Source organism: Pedobacter sp. GW460-11-11-14-TSB4, assembly GCF_059423705.1.
On record NZ_JBWKYI010000002.1, the window covers coordinates 22632 to 38490 of the forward strand.

The following is a 15859-nucleotide window of genomic DNA, read 5'->3' on the forward strand; positions in this document are numbered from 1 at the left end:
TAAAATCTTTTTTAACTATTATTTGTTAGAGATATAAACATTTGATTATGAAAATGATATCTCCAAAATTTCATGCTGTTTTAGACTACCTATTAGTAATGCTTCTATTGGCTTCACCTGATGTTTTTGTCCTTTCTAAAACTGCTTCAACACTGGCATATGTGCTGGGCATTATTCATTTTTTATTAACAGTGTGCACTAACTTTAGTGGAGGCATTTTTAAAATTATTAACCTTAAACTTCATGGCCTTATCGAATTTTTTGTCAGTATTGTTCTTGTCATTTTAGCCTTTACGCTTTTTAAAGGAAATTTAGTTGACGAAATTTTCTACGCCTGCCTGGGCTTATTGATTTTGATTATTTTTACCCTTACTGATTATAAGCGAAGTTTACCCGTTATATTGTAATTTCTTCAATCGGATTCCAGAATACCTTTTTAAAGTTAACCACCTTATCGTTCTTTACTTCAACGCCTTCGTTTCTTAACAGTTCTTCCATTAACTCCGGAGGTTTGAAATGAAACTTCCCGGTCAGTAAACCACTACTGTTTACTACCCTATGGGCAGGTACTTTGGGGTGGGCTGTTCCGGCATAAAGCATGGCATGCCCCACCATTCGTGATGATTTTGCAGCACCCAAACTTTTAGCGATGGCTCCATAAGAGGTTACCCTTCCCTTCGGAATTAACCGGGCAATCTCATAAACCTGTTCGTAAAAGTTGGTATCCATTATTCAAAAGAAAACTGAATATAATTAATATTTTTATCGTGTAGCAAGTATTTTTTCTCGTAATAGGTTTTGATCGACAATACCTCATCAACTAGATCAGAAGTATACAGATGATCGGTATTTTTATGTACAGGCAAGCCTAATTCTGCCACTTTTTCGCAAGTATAAGCATACAATTGGTCGTTATCTGTTTTCAAATTAACATTACCTCCCGGCTTTAAAACAAGTTTATAACGGTTCAGGAATGCTGGAAAAGTCAACCGTTTTTTCTCACGGCTATCTTGTGGTTGCGGATCGGGGAAAGTGATCCAGATCTCGTCAATTTCTCCTTCGTTAAAATAATCCAGTAAATTTTCAATCTGGATTCTTAAAAAAGCAACATTGTTAATTCCATCTTCAATAGCTGTTTTGGCCCCCCTCCAAATGCGGTTGCCTTTATAATCAACGCCTATAAAGTTTTTTTCAGGGAACAGCCTGGCTAAATTCACCGAATATTCGCCTTTTCCACATGCCAGCTCAAGCACAATGGGATTCGTATTTTTAAAATGTGCTGAAGCCCAGTTTCCCTTTAAAGCTTTTCCTTGTTCCAGTTGATATACGTTTGCAAATGTTTCGATTTCTGCAAAACGCCTAAGTTTATCTTTACCCAAAAGTTTTTTTTCTGCAAAAATACAATTAAATCAATAATCGAAGTTTCTTTTGCCAGAAAGATTAATGCCATTCTTATTTAGGAATCGTATTTTTGTAGCCTATAAAAAATACCGTGGAAAAAAACGCTAAAATATATGTTGCAGGCCATCGTGGCATGGTGGGTTCGGCCATTTACCGCAAACTGCAAAAAGAGGGTTATGAGCATATTGTAACTAAAACTTCGGGCGAATTAGATTTACGCAACCAACAGGCCGTTACAGATTTCTTTGCTGCAGAAAAACCAGACTACGTATTTCTTGCCGCCGCAAAAGTGGGTGGAATTGTAGCCAACAATACTTATCGCGCCGACTTTCTTTATGAGAATTTAGCCATACAAAATAATGTAATCCACAATGCTTATGTAAGTGGCGTTAAAAAACTCATGTTTTTGGGTTCGAGTTGTATTTATCCTAAAATGGCTCCACAGCCCCTAAAAGAAGATTACCTTTTAACCGGAATTTTGGAGCACACCAACGAGCCTTATGCCATTGCAAAAATTGCAGGCATCAAAATGTGTGATGCCTACCGCGATCAGTATGGCTGTAATTTTATCTCGGTAATGCCAACAAATTTGTATGGTTTTAATGATAACTATCACCCTCAAAATTCGCATGTTTTACCTGCTTTGATCCGTAAGGTACATGAGGCAAAAGCAAACAACGAAAAAGAAGTAGTGGTTTGGGGATCGGGTTCGCCCATGCGCGAATTTTTATTCGCCGATGATTTAGCAGATGCCTGTTATTTCTTAATGCAAAACTATAACGAGCCGCACCTGATCAATATTGGTACGGGACACGATTTAACCATTAAAGACCTGGCTTTATTGATTAAAGATGTTTTGGGCTTTGAAGGAAAATTGGTGTTTGATGCCACTAAACCCGATGGAACACCACGTAAATTAATGGACGTAAGCAAACTCCACAATTTAGGCTGGAAACATAAAATCGAGCTCCCTGAGGGTATAGCTTTGGCTTATCAGGATTTCGAAAGCAGATATTAAAATAATGATTGAATGAGAGGAGGGTTGAATCACAGAATGCTTTAATCCGCTTCCATTCAATCACTCATTAATTTGCTCATTCCATAATTTTATATAGTTAGAATTTATATATTTGAAAATATAAATCAATTTTACCTATATGACTTTAGTTCAGCTAGAATATATTGTTGCTGTAGATACTTACAGAAGTTTTGTTACTGCTGCAGATAAGTGTTTTGTAACGCAACCTACCTTAAGCATGCAGGTGCAAAAACTGGAGGAACTGATTAGCGTTAAAATTTTCGATAGGAGCAAACAGCCTGTAAGCCCGACTGAAATTGGCGCCCAGATTATTGCCCAGGCCAGAATTATTTTACAGGAAAGCGGCAAGATTAAAGAACTCATCAGCAGTCAGCAGCAGGATGTTCTTGGCGAATTAAGAATAGGTGTTATCCCAACTGTTGCACCATATCTGCTGCCCGAAGTGATTTCGGCCATGCTGGATAAATACCCTGAACTAAAACTTTTAATCTGGGAATATACCACCGAAGATATTATTCACCACCTAAAAACAGGTGTATTGGATTGCGGTATTTTGGCCACACCACTTACCGACCCGAACATTACCGAAACCCCATTATATTACGAAAACTTTGTAAGCTACATCAGTAAAAACAGCAAGCTTTACAAAAAGAAAGCAGTTGATGCCGAAGATTTGAATGACGAAAATATCTGGCTTTTAAACGAGGGTCATTGTATGCGCAATCAGGTATTGAACATTTGCCGTTCCACCAAAAACAACAGGTTACAAGGACTGGAATACAACACCGGTAGTGTAGAAACCCTGGTGCGCATGGTTGATTTAAACGGAGGTGCAACATTATTGCCTGAATTGGCCATAACCGAATTAAATGCAAAACAGACCAATAAAATCCGTCATTTTAAATCGCCTGAGCCTGTGCGCGAGATCAGTCTGGTCACACATAAAAACTTCATTAAAAAGCGAATGCTTAATGCTTTAAAAGATGAGATTTTAGAAATTATCCCTAAAACCATGAAGCAAAAAAAGAAAAAAGATATTGTTGGGATATAAGTTACAGCTCGCTTCACGATCGTCATTTCGAGCGGAGTGTAACGTAGCCGAGAACCACGAAGTGCTCAGCGAAGCTAAATCTATCCTATATAGATCTCTCCATTCCACTGCGCTTCAGTCGAGATGACGACTTTTCTATAAAATTGATTATTCTACGGCATCGGAAACTAATTTCTTATCTACATGTTCAGCTAATTTATAGCCTGCTGCAGCTGGATTTTTATCCTCTAAAAAGATCAAAATAATTAATGAAATAATGGGAATTAAAAAGGAAATGAAAAACCAGAACCAAAAATTCCGGCCGGTTCTTTTTGCCAAAAAACCTGCAAGTAATTGTGGCGACAATAATAGTCCGAGCACAATGGTGCCTAGTATTATCTCTGGCATTTGTTATTGAATTAACCGATTACAAAAGCGCTAAATGCTTAAAGATCTTGTTTTTGTATTGGAGGTGCAGATAGCAATCCTTTAATATCGCTTTCCACTTCTTCCTCTTCGCCTTTTTTCTTTTTCTTGTTTTTCGCTTTTAAACCTTTACCACTTAAACGTTCCTCAATGATTTTGTCATATTCGGTTTGTTGCTCTGGTCTTAAAACATTGCGGATATTCTTCGAGGTTTCATTCTGGAGTTTATAGAATTTATCTACATCCTCTTCGCGCGAGTTGCCTGCCTGTTGTCTTTTAATTAAATCAGCCTGTTCTTTAGCCTGGTTGTAGGTAAAGCTGTAGATTACGCTTTTTTGCGTTCCATTTAGTTTTAACCGCTTATCCAGATCCTCCACATTCTTCTGTGCAATTTCCGTTGGAGTTGGTACTTTATTCTGTTGTGCACGCACCAATCCATTTACACCAACAATAATTAAAAATAAAATTACAAGCCTTTTCATTTCGAACATTTTATACCTGCGAAGTTACTTAATTATCTTAAAACAAGAAAGTCCCGATTTACATCGGGACTTCTCTCAAATTTTATTGAATGTTTTGCTTATAAAGCTTTTTTGTAAAGCTCAGCAACTGCATCCCAGTTAATTACATTCCAGATTGCCGCTAAATAATCAGGGCGTTTGTTCTGGTATTTTAAGTAATATGCGTGTTCCCAAACATCGATACCTAAAATTGGTGTTCCTTTAACTTCAGCAACATCCATTAAAGGATTATCCTGGTTTGGTGTAGAAGAAACCTGAAGTTTTTTATCAGCACCAACTGATAACCAGGCCCAGCCAGAACCAAAACGGGTAGCACCAGCTTCTTGTAATTTAGTTTTAAGATCAGCAAATGAACCAAAAGTTTCGTTAATTGCTTTAGCTAAATCGCCAGTTGGCTCACCACCTTTATTTGGACCTAAAATGTTCCAGAATAAGGAGTGATTATAGTGGCCACCACCATTGTTTCTAACAGCAGCAGGGAATTTTGAAATGTGTTTTACAATTTCCTCGATGCTCGAAGTCGCCTCTGCTTTACCTTCTAACGCTTTGTTTAGGTTGGTAACGTAAGCTTGATGGTGTTTATCATGGTGGATTTCCATGGTAGTTTTATCAATATGCGGTTCTAATGCATCGGTTGCGTAATGTAACGCAGGTAATTCAAAAGCCATAATGTTTTATGTTTAAAGATTTAAAAATGTTTCTTGTAGCAAATATAACATTAGAACGTTAAGATTTGTTCATGTTATTATCATCAAATCGTTTTCTGTGTATTGTTGTAAAGCCGGGAGGGTTAAAAAGCTGTAAGGTTCAGGGCGATAGCCAAGTGGTTTTTAATGAAAAAATTGATCTTTAATCAATCGTTGATGGTCAATGGTAAATAGCCCATTGTCTATGCACGATAAACCATGAGCCATTAACTCATCTCATCTACCGCTTCTTCGCAAAAAAATCTTTCATCAGCGTTGCACATTCTTCCGCCATTACACCTCCTTTTAATACGGTTTTAGGATGAAGCAGATTTGCATTTTTGGATATAAAGCCTCTTTTTTCTTCGCGGGCGCCATAAACAATGCGACCAATCTGTGTCCAATAACTTGCACCGGCGCACATTACACAAGGCTCGATGGTTACATACAAAGTACAATCCCTTAAATATTTCCCGCCAATGGTTTGTGCGGCAGAAGTAAAGGCCTGCATTTCGGCATGTGCAGTTACATCGTTAAAGCGTTCAGTTAAATTATAGCCACGGCCAATAATCCTGTTTTTACTGACCACGATAGCGCCGATTGGAATCTCATCATCAGCCAAAGCTTTTTTCGCTTCTTCCAAAGCCAATTTCATATAATGGATATCTTCTTCTTCGGGATCGGTATTTTCGAAATTGTAAAAACTCATGAAGCAAATATAGGCTAACACTTCCGAAGTTTAATAAGGCAAAGCGCAAGGTATCTTCAAAGGTCTAGAGCAAACACTTTAATCAGGACTATTTTAGCATGGCCTGGAAAATAACTAGCTTATTTTCCCGCAGATAGGCACTGATGGAAACCGCAGATCAAACAGATTTAAAATTGCTTAAGAAAATCTGCGTTTCTTATCCTTTTAAATCTGCGGGAAATAGGAAAACGTGTGCAAACTAGACCAACTTACTCCCGTTAGGCACTTTACTTTGCACAGCTGTTAATACGATATCGCCGTTTTCATCGGCAAAACCAGTAACTAAAAATTCGGACATAAATTTGCCGATCTGTTTTTTAGGAAAGTTAATCACCCCAACAATCTGTTTTCCGGGTAATTCTTCCAATGTATAATGTTTGGTAATTTGTGCACTGCTCATTTTTATGCCGAATTCACCAAAGTCTACCTTTACTTTATAAGCCGGCCTTCGGGCTTCAGGAAATTCGAAAGCTTCTAAAATGGTGCCCACCCTTAATTCTACCTTTTCGAAATCGCCCCATGTAATCTGTTCCATAAATAACTAATGTATTGATGGCAAAAATATAAATTATTAAATAATTCGTCTTCGTTCCAAAATAAGACAGGTTGCGTTTCAAATGGCTGCATTCAATTCAACAGATTTGATAAAAAATTTGCGATTGATATTTTTCAGGCTATCTTTATGCAACCGTTTGCATAACCAGATATTAAAAGAACATTAAAGCATGTATTTATTAGGGATTGATTTAGGTACCTCATCTATAAAGGTTGCGGTTGTTGATGCAACTACGCAAAGAAACGTAGCCAGCGCTCAGTATCCGGAAGAGGAAACGGCCATCAAATCTTTACAGTCGGGCTGGGCAGAACAATCGCCTAACGATTGGTGGCAAAATGTGCAGCAGGCCATCCTCAAATTAAATTCGACAGGCTTATTTGATCCGAAAGAAATTAAAGCCATTGGTATTGCGTACCAAATGCACGGGCTGGTTGTTGTAGATAAAAACCAGGAGGTACTCCGCGATAGTATTATCTGGTGCGATAGCAGGGCTGTGGAGCTAGGTAATGGTGCTTTTGAGGCGATTGGAAACGAAAAATCGTTAAAACATTTATTAAACTCTCCAGGCAACTTTACGGCATCAAAACTGGCCTGGGTAAAAGCAAACGAACCAGACATCTACAGCCGTATCGATAAAATAATGTTGCCCGGCGATTTTATCGCAATGAAATTAACCGGGGAAATTACAACCAGTATTTCTGCATTATCTGAAGGCATTTTTTGGGATTTTGAAAACCACGAAATTTCTAAAGATGTAATGAATTATTATAGCATTTCTGTCGATCTTATTCCAACCATAAAACCTTTATTTTCGGAGCATGGTTATTTAAAGACTGCTATTGCTCAAGCATTGGGCTTAACAACAGGCATTCCGGTTGCCTATAAATCCGGCGATCAGCCCAACAATGCGCTTTCGCTAAATGTATTAAAACCAGGCGAAGTTGCCGCTACAGCCGGCACATCTGGTGTAATTTATGGGATAAGCGACGGTCTTACTTACGATAAACAATCGAGGGTGAATACCTTTGCGCATGTAACCTTTACGGAGGAGCAAAAACACACCGGCGTTTTACTCTGCATTAATGGCACTGGTAGCATGTACCGCTGGGCAAAACATAATTTCGCACCACAATCTACTTACGCGGAACTGAATAACCTGGCATCTAAAGCACCAATAGGTAGTAACGGTTTAAAAGTACTTCCTTTCGGAAACGGTGCCGAACGGATGTTGAATAATAAATATACCGGAGCCCAGTTATTGGGCATCGATTTAAACCGCCACAATCCATCAGATATTTTCAGGGCAGTACAGGAAGGGATTGCCTTCTCTTTCCGTTATGGGCTGGATATTATGCGCGAAAACGGCATGAAACCTAAAGTAATCAGGGCCGGAAGGGCCAACCTGTTTTTAAGTGATGTATTTGCACAAACTTTTGTAGATGTGACCGGCATTCCGGTAGAACTTTACGAAAACGACGGTAGTGTAGGCGCAGGCATAGGTGCAGGGATAGGTGCGGGGATTTTTAAAAGTGCAGAAGAGGCTTTCAGCAATCACGAAGTAATTAAAACTTTAATGCCACAACATCCGGCAGCATATGAACCAATCTACCAGGATTGGAAAGAAATATTAGAGAAACAGTTAGCAATGGGTTAGTGGCTGATCGTCCATAGCCAGATCGGCTATGAACTGTTGACCAAGAAACCATCAACCAAAAAACAAAAACACATGACAAAAGTAGTAACAGGAGCAACGGAATTTTTCAAAGGCATTGAACAGATCAAATTTGAAGGTCTGGGAAGCGATAATCCATTAGCATTTAGATGGTATGATGCCAACAAAGTAGTAGCGGGCAAAACCATGAACGAGCATTTTAAATTTGCCTGTGCCTATTGGCATTCGTTCAATGGAAACGGTGCTGATCCTTTTGGTGGTGCAACGCACATTTTCCCCTGGGATGAAAAAAAAGATGCAGTAGAAAGGGCAAAAGATAAAATGGATGCAGCCTTTGAGTTTATCACTAAAATGCAGATCCCTTATTATTGTTTCCATGATGTGGATGTGGTAGATTATAGCGATGATATTGCCGAAAACGAACGCAGGTTACAGGCCCTTGTTGAATATGCCAAACAAAAACAGGCTGATAGCGGCGTAAAACTGTTATGGGGAACCGCCAATTTATTCAGCCATAGGCGTTACATGAATGGTGCGTCGACCAATCCCGATTTCCATGTACTGGCACACGGAGCGGCACAAGTTAAAGCAGCTTTAGATGCTACAATTGCCCTTGGTGGCGAAAATTATGTTTTCTGGGGAGGAAGAGAAGGTTATATGAGCTTATTGAACACCAACATGAAACGTGAGCAGGAACATTTGGCAAAATTTTTACATACCGCCAAAGATTATGCACGCAAACAGGGTTTCAAGGGAACTTTCTTCATTGAACCGAAACCATGTGAGCCTTCTAAACACCAATATGATTACGATGCAGCAACGGTAAAAGGCTTTTTACAACAGTACGATCTGTTAGCCGATTTCAAACTAAATTTAGAAGTGAACCACGCTACCCTGGCCGGTCATACTTTCCAGCATGAATTACAGGTTGCCGTAGATAATGGCTTATTAGGTTCTATCGACGCTAACCGTGGCGATTACCAGAACGGCTGGGATACCGATCAGTTCCCGAACGATATTAACGAACTAACGGAAACCATGTTAATCATTTTAGAAGGTGGTGGCTTACAGGGTGGAGGTGTAAACTTCGATGCGAAAATCCGCCGTAACTCTACTGATCCGAAAGACTTATTCTATGCACATATAGGTGGCATGGACATCTTTGCAAGGGCATTAATCACTGCAGATGCCATTCTTCAAAAATCTGATTACAAAAAAATAAGGACTGAGCGTTACGCTTCATTTGATAGCGGAAAGGGCGCCGAATTTGAACAAGGCAAACTAAGTTTAGAGGACCTGAGAAATTACGCTGCAGAAAACGGCGAACCAGCGGTACTTAGCGGAAAGCAGGAATACCTGGAAAACCTGATCAACAGGTATATTTAAAATTAAAAATCCTGCCGTGGTCTGTGTCCGCACAGGCCACCAGGCTTTAATTTAGAACGATCTGTAGAGACACAGACTCACATCGGTAAAAAATTTATTTCGCCGCAACTTCGGGTTCTTCTTTGCATTCAGAATGACAGCAAGGAGTGAATATTCAAATTAATAAACGTCATTTTAACATTTTTTAATTTAAAAAAAAGCGGAGATTAATTTATGATTTTACTACATTTAGATTTCGAAACCAAATAACCGCTATTATATTAATGAAAAACAATTTATTGGACACGAAGGATTACATTGTATTTGCAATCTACTTCGTTATTGTGGCTGCTTACGGTCTGTACATCTACAACAAGAAAAAATCCGCATCCACAGGCTCAAAAGATTATTTCTTAGCTGAAGGTTCACTTACATGGTGGGCAATCGGTGCATCTTTAATCGCCTCTAATATTTCTGCAGAGCAGTTTATCGGCATGAGCGGATCGGGCTTTAAGATGGGATTGGCAATTGCAACTTACGAGTGGATGGCTGCCCTTACACTGGTTATTGTTGCTGTTTTTTTTATTCCGGTTTACCTGAAGAACAAAATTGCCACAATGCCTCAGTTCTTACACCAACGTTACAACGGAACGGTGGCCATGATTATGGCTGTATTCTGGTTATTGTTATACGTAGTGGTAAACTTAACTTCAATCCTTTACTTAGGTGCTTTAGCTGTTAGCAGTATCTCTGGATTCGATTTAACCTTCTGTATGTATGCCATTGCAGCTTTTGCCATTGTAATTACCCTAGGTGGAATGAAAGTAATTGGTTATACCGATGTGATTCAGGTATTTTTCTTAATTCTGGGCGGTTTGGCCACGACATACCTGGCCTTAAACCTGGTTTCTACCCATTATGGTACCTCAGGTATTTTCGAAGGCTATAGCCTGATGACCTCAAAAGCATCAGAACATTTTCACATGATCTTAAAACCTGACAATGAGAATTACATTGATTTACCAGGACTAAGCGTATTAGTAGGTGGTATGTGGATTGTAAACCTTAACTATTGGGGTTGTAACCAGTACATCACGCAACGTGCTTTAGGTGCAGATTTAAAAACGGCCCGTGGTGGTATTTTGTTTGCGGCGTTCTTAAAGTTATTAATGCCGATTATTGTGGTATTACCAGGTATTGCTGCTTATGTATTGTATAAAGACGGCGCTTTCCAATCGGAGATGTTGCAGGATGGGTCTGTTAATCCGGATCGTGCTTACCCGGTTTTGTTAAACTTATTACCTGCCGGATTAAAAGGTTTATCGTTTGCGGCATTAACCGCAGCGGTTGTAGCCTCATTAGCGGGTAAAGCAAACAGTATTGCAACCATTTTTACATTAGATATTTATAAAAAAGTATTAAAAACCGATGCTTCTGAAAAGAACCTCGTTTTTACAGGTAAAATTGCCGTAGTTGTAGCCATGGTATTGGGTGTTGTTATTGCACCATACTTAGGTATCGATAAAAAAGGCGGATTCCAGTATATCCAGGAGTATACAGGTTTTGTGTCTCCAGGTATATTTGCCATGTTTATTCTTGGTTTCTTCTGGAAAAGAGCTACCTCAAACGCAGCGCTATTCGCCACTGTTGGTGGTTTCGGATTATCGTTATTATTAAAGGTTCTTCCTACTTGGACCGATCTTTCCTGGTTATCAGGAATGGGCTTCTCGGTTAAAAACGGAGTTGGTGTTTACGAAATTCCTTTCTTAGATAGAATGGGTTTTGTATTCGTATTCTGTGTGATTGGTATGGTCATTATTAGTTTGTTCGAAAACAGAAATGGTGTTAATCCAAAAGGTCTGGAAATCGATTCGAAAATGTTCAAAACCACCACAGGTTTTGCTGTTGGTTCGTTAATTATTATCGGTTTATTGGTAGCCCTTTACAGTGTATACTGGTAGGAAATATCTTTTTATTATAATTTCTAAAGCTTTTCTGGAAACAGGAAAGCTTTTTTGTTTTGATACAAATCGGTCATTTTCATCAGTAGTTATTTTTTTTTTTAAAAAGCCTATTTGAGCAAATTATGAAAGTGATCTTTTTTGGAAAGAAGGTACAGCAGCATTAAACAATGATAGTCCTGCTCTCCGTTCTTTCTGATGCTAATGTAGTGCCGATTTATCGGTAAAGGATCAGAACCACTTCGATCAGGTTTGGGTGGCAAAGAAGGTGCAACTATTTGTGGCTGCAGGGCGTAGCGAATTAGGCGATGAGACCCAAACCATTAATAGCTGTAGAAAAACGCGTTAATTAGCCCTGATTGAAGGGGGATGCCGATTTTTCATCGGCAGGAGCGGAAAGCAGGACTACAGCAACCGATAAGCACTACTGTTGCGCTCCAAGAAAAAATATTTAAATCGCAACACATTGATTTGGTTCGTGGAGACACGAATCAAGGCGTTTGCGAGTGTTTTTAATAGCAAAAGGGGTGCTGACCACACGATAGGAATCTTCGGGACAGCATGACGACTTCTATAGGTTTGAATGAATTATTGCGAACAAGGTCCGTCAGGGATTTCTTTACTGATTTTAAGCACTTTCATCACCACTAAGGTAGAATCGAAATCAGGAGAAACTGTAGCGGTATCAGATTTCGCAAAATAACCTTCTAATTCCACATATACAGGCTCGTAAGGCTTTTCGAAACCCAGGTTGCTATAAGCCAGTTCTAAGTTTTTTACACTGTCGGTAACCCAGTATTCACGCCCATCTTCGCATAAGGTAAACGACTTCATTTCGGGACCAAAACTATATAAACCTTTAACCGTTTTCAGATTACTTTTTTCTCCCTCGGCTTTATCGTTTCTACAAGCTGTAGCGGCTACGCCAAGGAGCACAACGAGTACAATTGCTTGTTTAAATAACTTCATTTTATATAGTTTGATTAATTTGATCTATCTTTTTAACACTTAAATTGGATGACAAAGCAGATGCCAAAAATGAGAAGATGCCTACTGTAACAAAAACTAAAACAAAATCTTTCCATTTTAATCCGATTGGATAAGAACTTACCAGCGTTTTGTTTACTTCATCGCCCATTTTGATAAAACCATAGGTGTGCTGAAAATAATAAAATATGAGGCCAATAATTAAGCCCAGCACACAGCCAGACATGGTGATCATCATGCCCTCAAATAAAAATATACGTTTGATTAATTTCTTACCTGCGCCTAAACTGCTCAGAATGGCTACATCCTTTACCTTATCGATTACTAACATGGTTAACGACCCTATGATATTAAATATAGCAATAATCAGGATAAAAGTAAGAATAATATAAACGGCCCATTTTTCGGTATTTAAAATGTGGTAGAGTGATTTATTTTGTTCGGCCTGATTTCTGACCTCATAATCTTTACCTGCTTTTTCAATTACCTCTTTTTGAAAATCGTCTACATCAACGCCAGGCTGGAGATTGATCTCTATTGCAGACACTTTTTTATCTTCGCCCAAAAGTTCACGCGCAAAATTTAAGGGTACAATAATGCCATTATCGAAATCTTGCTGTACTTCAAAAACACCGCTTACCCGAATGTTCTTCACCACAAAATCGTCGGCCGGGTTTAAGGTATTGGCCGCGATATCTTTCTTTGGCGAATAAATCTCTAATTCCGTAAAGGGATCAACCGTATTTACCGCTAAATAACTCTGCAGGGCAGACCCAATTACCGCATTATCGCCGCTTCTGTTATGCAATATAAAGTGGCCTTCTTTAATGGTGCTATCTAATTTGGCATTTTTCAAATAATCTAAACTTACCCCTTTAACCATTCCAACGGCCTGTTTGTTGTTATATTTTAGTAATGCATTTTCCTGCAGGACCTCCGTAAAAGCGGCCACGTCCTTATTTTTTCGGAGTGCATTAAAATAAGTTGTATTTGGATCAAAAGTTTTCCCTTTAACCGGGGTAATGGCAATTTGCGGGGTAATGGTATCGAACATGTTTAATACCACAGTTTCTAAACCGTTAAATACCGAAAGGATAATAATTAATGCAGCACTACCAACCATTACACCTACCATTGATATGCCCGATATCAGGTTAATGGCATTGGTTGATTTTTTGGCAAAAAGATACCTTTTGGCAATATAAAACGATGTATTCACAGCGGCAAAGATAGTTAAAATGTAAGATGGATGAGGTAAGACGGAAGATGTATGTAAAACCATTTTACATATTCAATCTTACATTTTACATCAAAAAAACGGGTTATGTTGTTTTTCAAAACCAATGCTTGTGGCTGGTCCATGGCCAGGATAAACTTTGGTTTCATCAGGTAAGACAAACAGTTTATCGGAAATGTTTTGGATTAATTGCTGATGATTACCTCCTGGTAAATCGGTACGCCCAATGCTACCATAAAAAAGCACATCACCACCTATTAAAATATGATCGGCTGCACTGTAAAAACAAAGGTGCGCTGGTGAATGCCCCGGAGCAAAAATTAGGGTGAGTGTGCTATTGCCAAAAGAAACAGTTCCTGTTTCGGGCAAAAAGGTATCCGGCAAGGGAGATATAGCATAACGGGTAAAACCCATTGATGGTGCATAACCGGGAACGGCATTTAAAATGGGTAGTTCGCCCTGATGAAACTGTGGTTTTAGGCCATAGGTTTCGAACACAAATTTATTGCCGAAAACATGATCGAGATGGCAATGTGTATTGAGCAACAAAACCGGTTTTAAACCTTCATTTTTGATGAAAGCGGCCAATTCATTTTGCTCAAAACCCTCGTACATACCCGGATCGATAATAACACATTCTTTGGTTTCATCGTAAAGCACATAGGTATTTTCGCTGTAAGCGTTAAAGGTGAAGGTTTTTATGGTAATCATAAGTTTTAGAAAAAATCCTGCTTCCAGGATAACAAATAATAAATTAATTTTTCCACCTGAAGGTAGAAATCAGGGTATCGATATCCTTTTTAATAAATTTAACAACGGGTTCAATGGAATCGTATTGTGGGCGCTCATTAAAATATAAAGCCCCTCTAAAATAATGTTTAGCGCTATCGGTTAAAAAAAACTGAACAGAAGAAGCTGTATTTCCTTCAATGGCATAATAAATACCATAAACCTGGTGTTCAGGGTAATTAATGAGCTTCTGATCAATTGCGCTTGCTTTTATCGTGTGTTTAAAGGCCAGTTTTCGGGCATCTTCTACCATTTCATCATATTCGCCTTTACCCGAAACATCGTAATAAGTTAAATGCAAAAAGCCATTAAACTGCTTAAAGTGCAAATTGTACCAGTTTTTTTGGGCATCGCGACTTTGATCCTGCTCTACCGCTGCATAAGTTGGGTATTCGAAAGTAAAGGGAACTGGCTTGGTAAATGTGGTGTAGTCTTTTTTAGGGAATACAATCCTGAAATATGCTTTTGGCTTTGGACTATAATCGTGGTTCTGACAAGCTGTTAGGAACAAAAGCAGGACAAAAGGTAAAAGAATAATCAATTGTTTTAATTTCATAACATTCTATCAAAGATTGCCTGCCTGCTTCAGGCGGGCTTCGTCGTTCCTCCTCGCAATGACGATAAGTTAGATTATTTATTCCAGATTGCCCAGGCCTTTTCTGCTTGTTTGTACAGCATTTCCAAACCGTTTTTAATGGCTGCACCACGTTCGGCGGCTTTGGCCAAAAACGCCGTCTCCAGCGGATTATACACTAAATCGTAGGCTAAATATCCCGGCCCAAGCAAGCTGTAATCAATTTCTGGAAAGGTATCTACATTTGGCGACATCCCCAAAGGTGTGGTATTGATCAGTAACTGGTGTGAGGCCAAAATCTCCGGGCTAACTTCCGAATATAGAATAGCACCTGGAACAGCCGTTCGCACCACCAGCTGATATTGGATATTTAATTTTTCTAAAACATACTTAACCGCTTTTGCCGCACCGCCATCGCCAAAAACAAGTGCTTTTGTATGTTGCGGCCCTAACAATGGCTTAAGCGATTCTTCAAAGCCATATGCATCGGTATTGTAGCCTTTAAGATAGTTTTTCCCTTCAAAACTTTTGATCGAAATACAATTTACAGCACCAATTTTCTCTGCAGCTTCATCTACTTCATTTAAATAGCAAAGCACGTTTACTTTATGCGGAATAGTTACATTAAGGCCACACAGCGACGGATTTTCATTCAGCAGATCGGGCAGCGATTTAATATCGGCAATAGGGAAAAGCTCATATTGATGTCCGGCTATGCCTTCATTTTGAAATTTTTCTGTGAAATATTTTTTCGAGAAAGAATGAGAAAGCGGATATCCGATTAAGCCGTATGTTTTCATAAGCGTATTTACGTCATTGCGAGGCACGAAGCCATCTTAACGCGATAGAAATACTACCAACAGATTG

Annotated in this window: 18 protein-coding genes; 6 read left to right on the top strand and 12 right to left on the bottom strand. The window is 38.9% G+C overall.

What is annotated here, in order from left to right:
* Positions 1–47 precede the first annotated feature (47 nt).
* Complete coding sequence (locus AC07YT_RS03080) at positions 48–407, top strand: hypothetical protein (protein ID WP_086548199.1); 360 nt, start codon at positions 48–50, stop codon at positions 405–407.
* On the opposite strand, the gene AC07YT_RS03085 is transcribed toward AC07YT_RS03080, so the two are convergent.
* Positions 397–729 (bottom strand): MGMT family protein, encoded by a 333-nt coding sequence (locus tag AC07YT_RS03085; protein ID WP_086548200.1) that lies wholly within the window; start codon positions 727–729, stop codon positions 397–399. The two genes, AC07YT_RS03080 and AC07YT_RS03085, sit on opposite strands and share 11 nt — an antisense overlap.
* Positions 729–1379 (bottom strand): tRNA (guanosine(46)-N7)-methyltransferase TrmB, encoded by a 651-nt coding sequence (trmB, locus tag AC07YT_RS03090; RefSeq protein ID WP_086548201.1) that lies wholly within the window; start codon positions 1377–1379, stop codon positions 729–731. Before trmB ends, AC07YT_RS03085 begins: the two co-directional genes overlap by 1 nt.
* A gap of 113 nt (positions 1380–1492) precedes the next feature.
* Here trmB and fcl point away from each other — a divergent pair, with 113 nt between their 5' ends.
* Both fcl and AC07YT_RS03100 read left to right on the top strand, forming a co-directional pair.
* Positions 1493–2419, top strand: coding sequence for a GDP-L-fucose synthase (gene fcl / locus AC07YT_RS03095; RefSeq protein WP_086548202.1), 927 nt, complete (start codon positions 1493–1495; stop codon positions 2417–2419).
* Between the two features lie 139 nt (positions 2420–2558).
* On the top strand, positions 2559–3491 hold the full coding sequence (locus AC07YT_RS03100; protein ID WP_086548203.1) for a hydrogen peroxide-inducible genes activator: 933 nt from the start codon (positions 2559–2561) through the stop codon (positions 3489–3491).
* A 147-nt stretch (positions 3492–3638) separates the two neighbouring features.
* On the opposite strand, the gene AC07YT_RS03105 is transcribed toward AC07YT_RS03100, so the two are convergent.
* The 5 genes from AC07YT_RS03105 to AC07YT_RS03125 form a co-directional block, all read right to left on the bottom strand.
* Complete coding sequence (locus tag AC07YT_RS03105) at positions 3639–3878, bottom strand: hypothetical protein (protein ID WP_086548204.1); 240 nt, start codon at positions 3876–3878, stop codon at positions 3639–3641.
* Between the two features lie 38 nt (positions 3879–3916).
* Entirely contained in the window at positions 3917–4378 is a 462-nt protein-coding gene (locus AC07YT_RS03110; protein ID WP_086549451.1) for a hypothetical protein, read from the bottom strand.
* Positions 4379–4476: 98 nt separating this feature from the next.
* Positions 4477–5085 (bottom strand): superoxide dismutase, encoded by a 609-nt coding sequence (locus AC07YT_RS03115; protein ID WP_086548205.1) that lies wholly within the window; start codon positions 5083–5085, stop codon positions 4477–4479.
* A 259-nt stretch (positions 5086–5344) separates the two neighbouring features.
* Complete coding sequence (locus AC07YT_RS03120; RefSeq protein WP_086548206.1) at positions 5345–5812, bottom strand: nucleoside deaminase; 468 nt, start codon at positions 5810–5812, stop codon at positions 5345–5347.
* A gap of 238 nt (positions 5813–6050) precedes the next feature.
* The gene (locus AC07YT_RS03125) at positions 6051–6386 is read right to left on the bottom strand and encodes a tRNA-binding protein (protein WP_086548207.1); all 336 of its coding nucleotides are present in this window, start codon (positions 6384–6386) and stop codon (positions 6051–6053) included.
* A 190-nt stretch (positions 6387–6576) separates the two neighbouring features.
* Here AC07YT_RS03125 and AC07YT_RS03130 point away from each other — a divergent pair, with 190 nt between their 5' ends.
* The 3 genes from AC07YT_RS03130 to AC07YT_RS03140 all read left to right on the top strand — a co-directional run bounded on the left by AC07YT_RS03130 (position 6577) and on the right by AC07YT_RS03140 (position 11405).
* Positions 6577–8061, top strand: a complete 1485-nt coding sequence (locus tag AC07YT_RS03130) for a xylulokinase (RefSeq protein ID WP_086548208.1) — start codon at positions 6577–6579, stop codon at positions 8059–8061.
* A 72-nt stretch (positions 8062–8133) separates the two neighbouring features.
* Positions 8134–9465: a xylose isomerase gene (gene xylA, locus AC07YT_RS03135; RefSeq protein ID WP_086548209.1), complete on the top strand. Its 1332-nt coding sequence runs from the start codon at positions 8134–8136 to the stop codon at positions 9463–9465.
* 263 nt (positions 9466–9728) lie between these two features.
* The gene (locus tag AC07YT_RS03140; protein ID WP_086548210.1) at positions 9729–11405 is read left to right on the top strand and encodes a sodium/sugar symporter; all 1677 of its coding nucleotides are present in this window, start codon (positions 9729–9731) and stop codon (positions 11403–11405) included.
* A gap of 588 nt (positions 11406–11993) precedes the next feature.
* On the opposite strand, the gene AC07YT_RS03145 is transcribed toward AC07YT_RS03140, so the two are convergent.
* From AC07YT_RS03145 to AC07YT_RS03165, 5 genes are all read right to left on the bottom strand, one after another.
* Positions 11994–12374 (bottom strand): hypothetical protein, encoded by a 381-nt coding sequence (locus AC07YT_RS03145; RefSeq protein ID WP_086548211.1) that lies wholly within the window; start codon positions 12372–12374, stop codon positions 11994–11996.
* A gap of 1 nt (position 12375) precedes the next feature.
* On the bottom strand, positions 12376–13611 hold the full coding sequence (locus AC07YT_RS03150) for an ABC transporter permease (protein ID WP_478357506.1): 1236 nt from the start codon (positions 13609–13611) through the stop codon (positions 12376–12378).
* A 90-nt stretch (positions 13612–13701) separates the two neighbouring features.
* Complete coding sequence (locus AC07YT_RS03155) at positions 13702–14340, bottom strand: MBL fold metallo-hydrolase (RefSeq protein WP_086548213.1); 639 nt, start codon at positions 14338–14340, stop codon at positions 13702–13704.
* 43 nt (positions 14341–14383) lie between these two features.
* Entirely contained in the window at positions 14384–14974 is a 591-nt protein-coding gene (gldD, locus tag AC07YT_RS03160) for a gliding motility lipoprotein GldD (RefSeq protein WP_086548214.1), read from the bottom strand.
* A 74-nt stretch (positions 14975–15048) separates the two neighbouring features.
* Positions 15049–15792, bottom strand: a complete 744-nt coding sequence (locus tag AC07YT_RS03165) for a shikimate dehydrogenase family protein (RefSeq protein ID WP_086548215.1) — start codon at positions 15790–15792, stop codon at positions 15049–15051.
* Positions 15793–15859 lie beyond the last annotated feature (67 nt).

What these genes read in the sequence shown, in the direction of transcription:
- AC07YT_RS03155 (WP_086548213.1), bottom strand. Translation starts at nt 14,340, where the DNA reads ATGATTACCATAAAAACCTTCACCTTTAACGCTTACAGCGAAAATACC.
- AC07YT_RS03140 (WP_086548210.1), top strand. Translation starts at nt 9,729, where the DNA reads ATGAAAAACAATTTATTGGACACGAAGGATTACATTGTATTTGCAATC.
- AC07YT_RS03085 (WP_086548200.1), bottom strand. Translation starts at nt 729, where the DNA reads ATGGATACCAACTTTTACGAACAGGTTTATGAGATTGCCCGGTTAATT.
- AC07YT_RS03100 (WP_086548203.1), top strand. Translation starts at nt 2,559, where the DNA reads ATGACTTTAGTTCAGCTAGAATATATTGTTGCTGTAGATACTTACAGA.
- AC07YT_RS03080 (WP_086548199.1), top strand. Translation starts at nt 48, where the DNA reads ATGAAAATGATATCTCCAAAATTTCATGCTGTTTTAGACTACCTATTA.
- AC07YT_RS03165 (WP_086548215.1), bottom strand. Translation starts at nt 15,792, where the DNA reads ATGAAAACATACGGCTTAATCGGATATCCGCTTTCTCATTCTTTCTCG.
- AC07YT_RS03145 (WP_086548211.1), bottom strand. Translation starts at nt 12,374, where the DNA reads ATGAAGTTATTTAAACAAGCAATTGTACTCGTTGTGCTCCTTGGCGTA.
- gldD (WP_086548214.1), bottom strand. Translation starts at nt 14,974, where the DNA reads ATGAAATTAAAACAATTGATTATTCTTTTACCTTTTGTCCTGCTTTTG.
- AC07YT_RS03105 (WP_086548204.1), bottom strand. Translation starts at nt 3,878, where the DNA reads ATGCCAGAGATAATACTAGGCACCATTGTGCTCGGACTATTATTGTCG.
- AC07YT_RS03115 (WP_086548205.1), bottom strand. Translation starts at nt 5,085, where the DNA reads ATGGCTTTTGAATTACCTGCGTTACATTACGCAACCGATGCATTAGAA.
- AC07YT_RS03130 (WP_086548208.1), top strand. Translation starts at nt 6,577, where the DNA reads ATGTATTTATTAGGGATTGATTTAGGTACCTCATCTATAAAGGTTGCG.
- xylA (WP_086548209.1), top strand. Translation starts at nt 8,134, where the DNA reads ATGACAAAAGTAGTAACAGGAGCAACGGAATTTTTCAAAGGCATTGAA.
- AC07YT_RS03125 (WP_086548207.1), bottom strand. Translation starts at nt 6,386, where the DNA reads ATGGAACAGATTACATGGGGCGATTTCGAAAAGGTAGAATTAAGGGTG.
- AC07YT_RS03120 (WP_086548206.1), bottom strand. Translation starts at nt 5,812, where the DNA reads ATGAGTTTTTACAATTTCGAAAATACCGATCCCGAAGAAGAAGATATC.
- AC07YT_RS03110 (WP_086549451.1), bottom strand. Translation starts at nt 4,378, where the DNA reads ATGAAAAGGCTTGTAATTTTATTTTTAATTATTGTTGGTGTAAATGGA.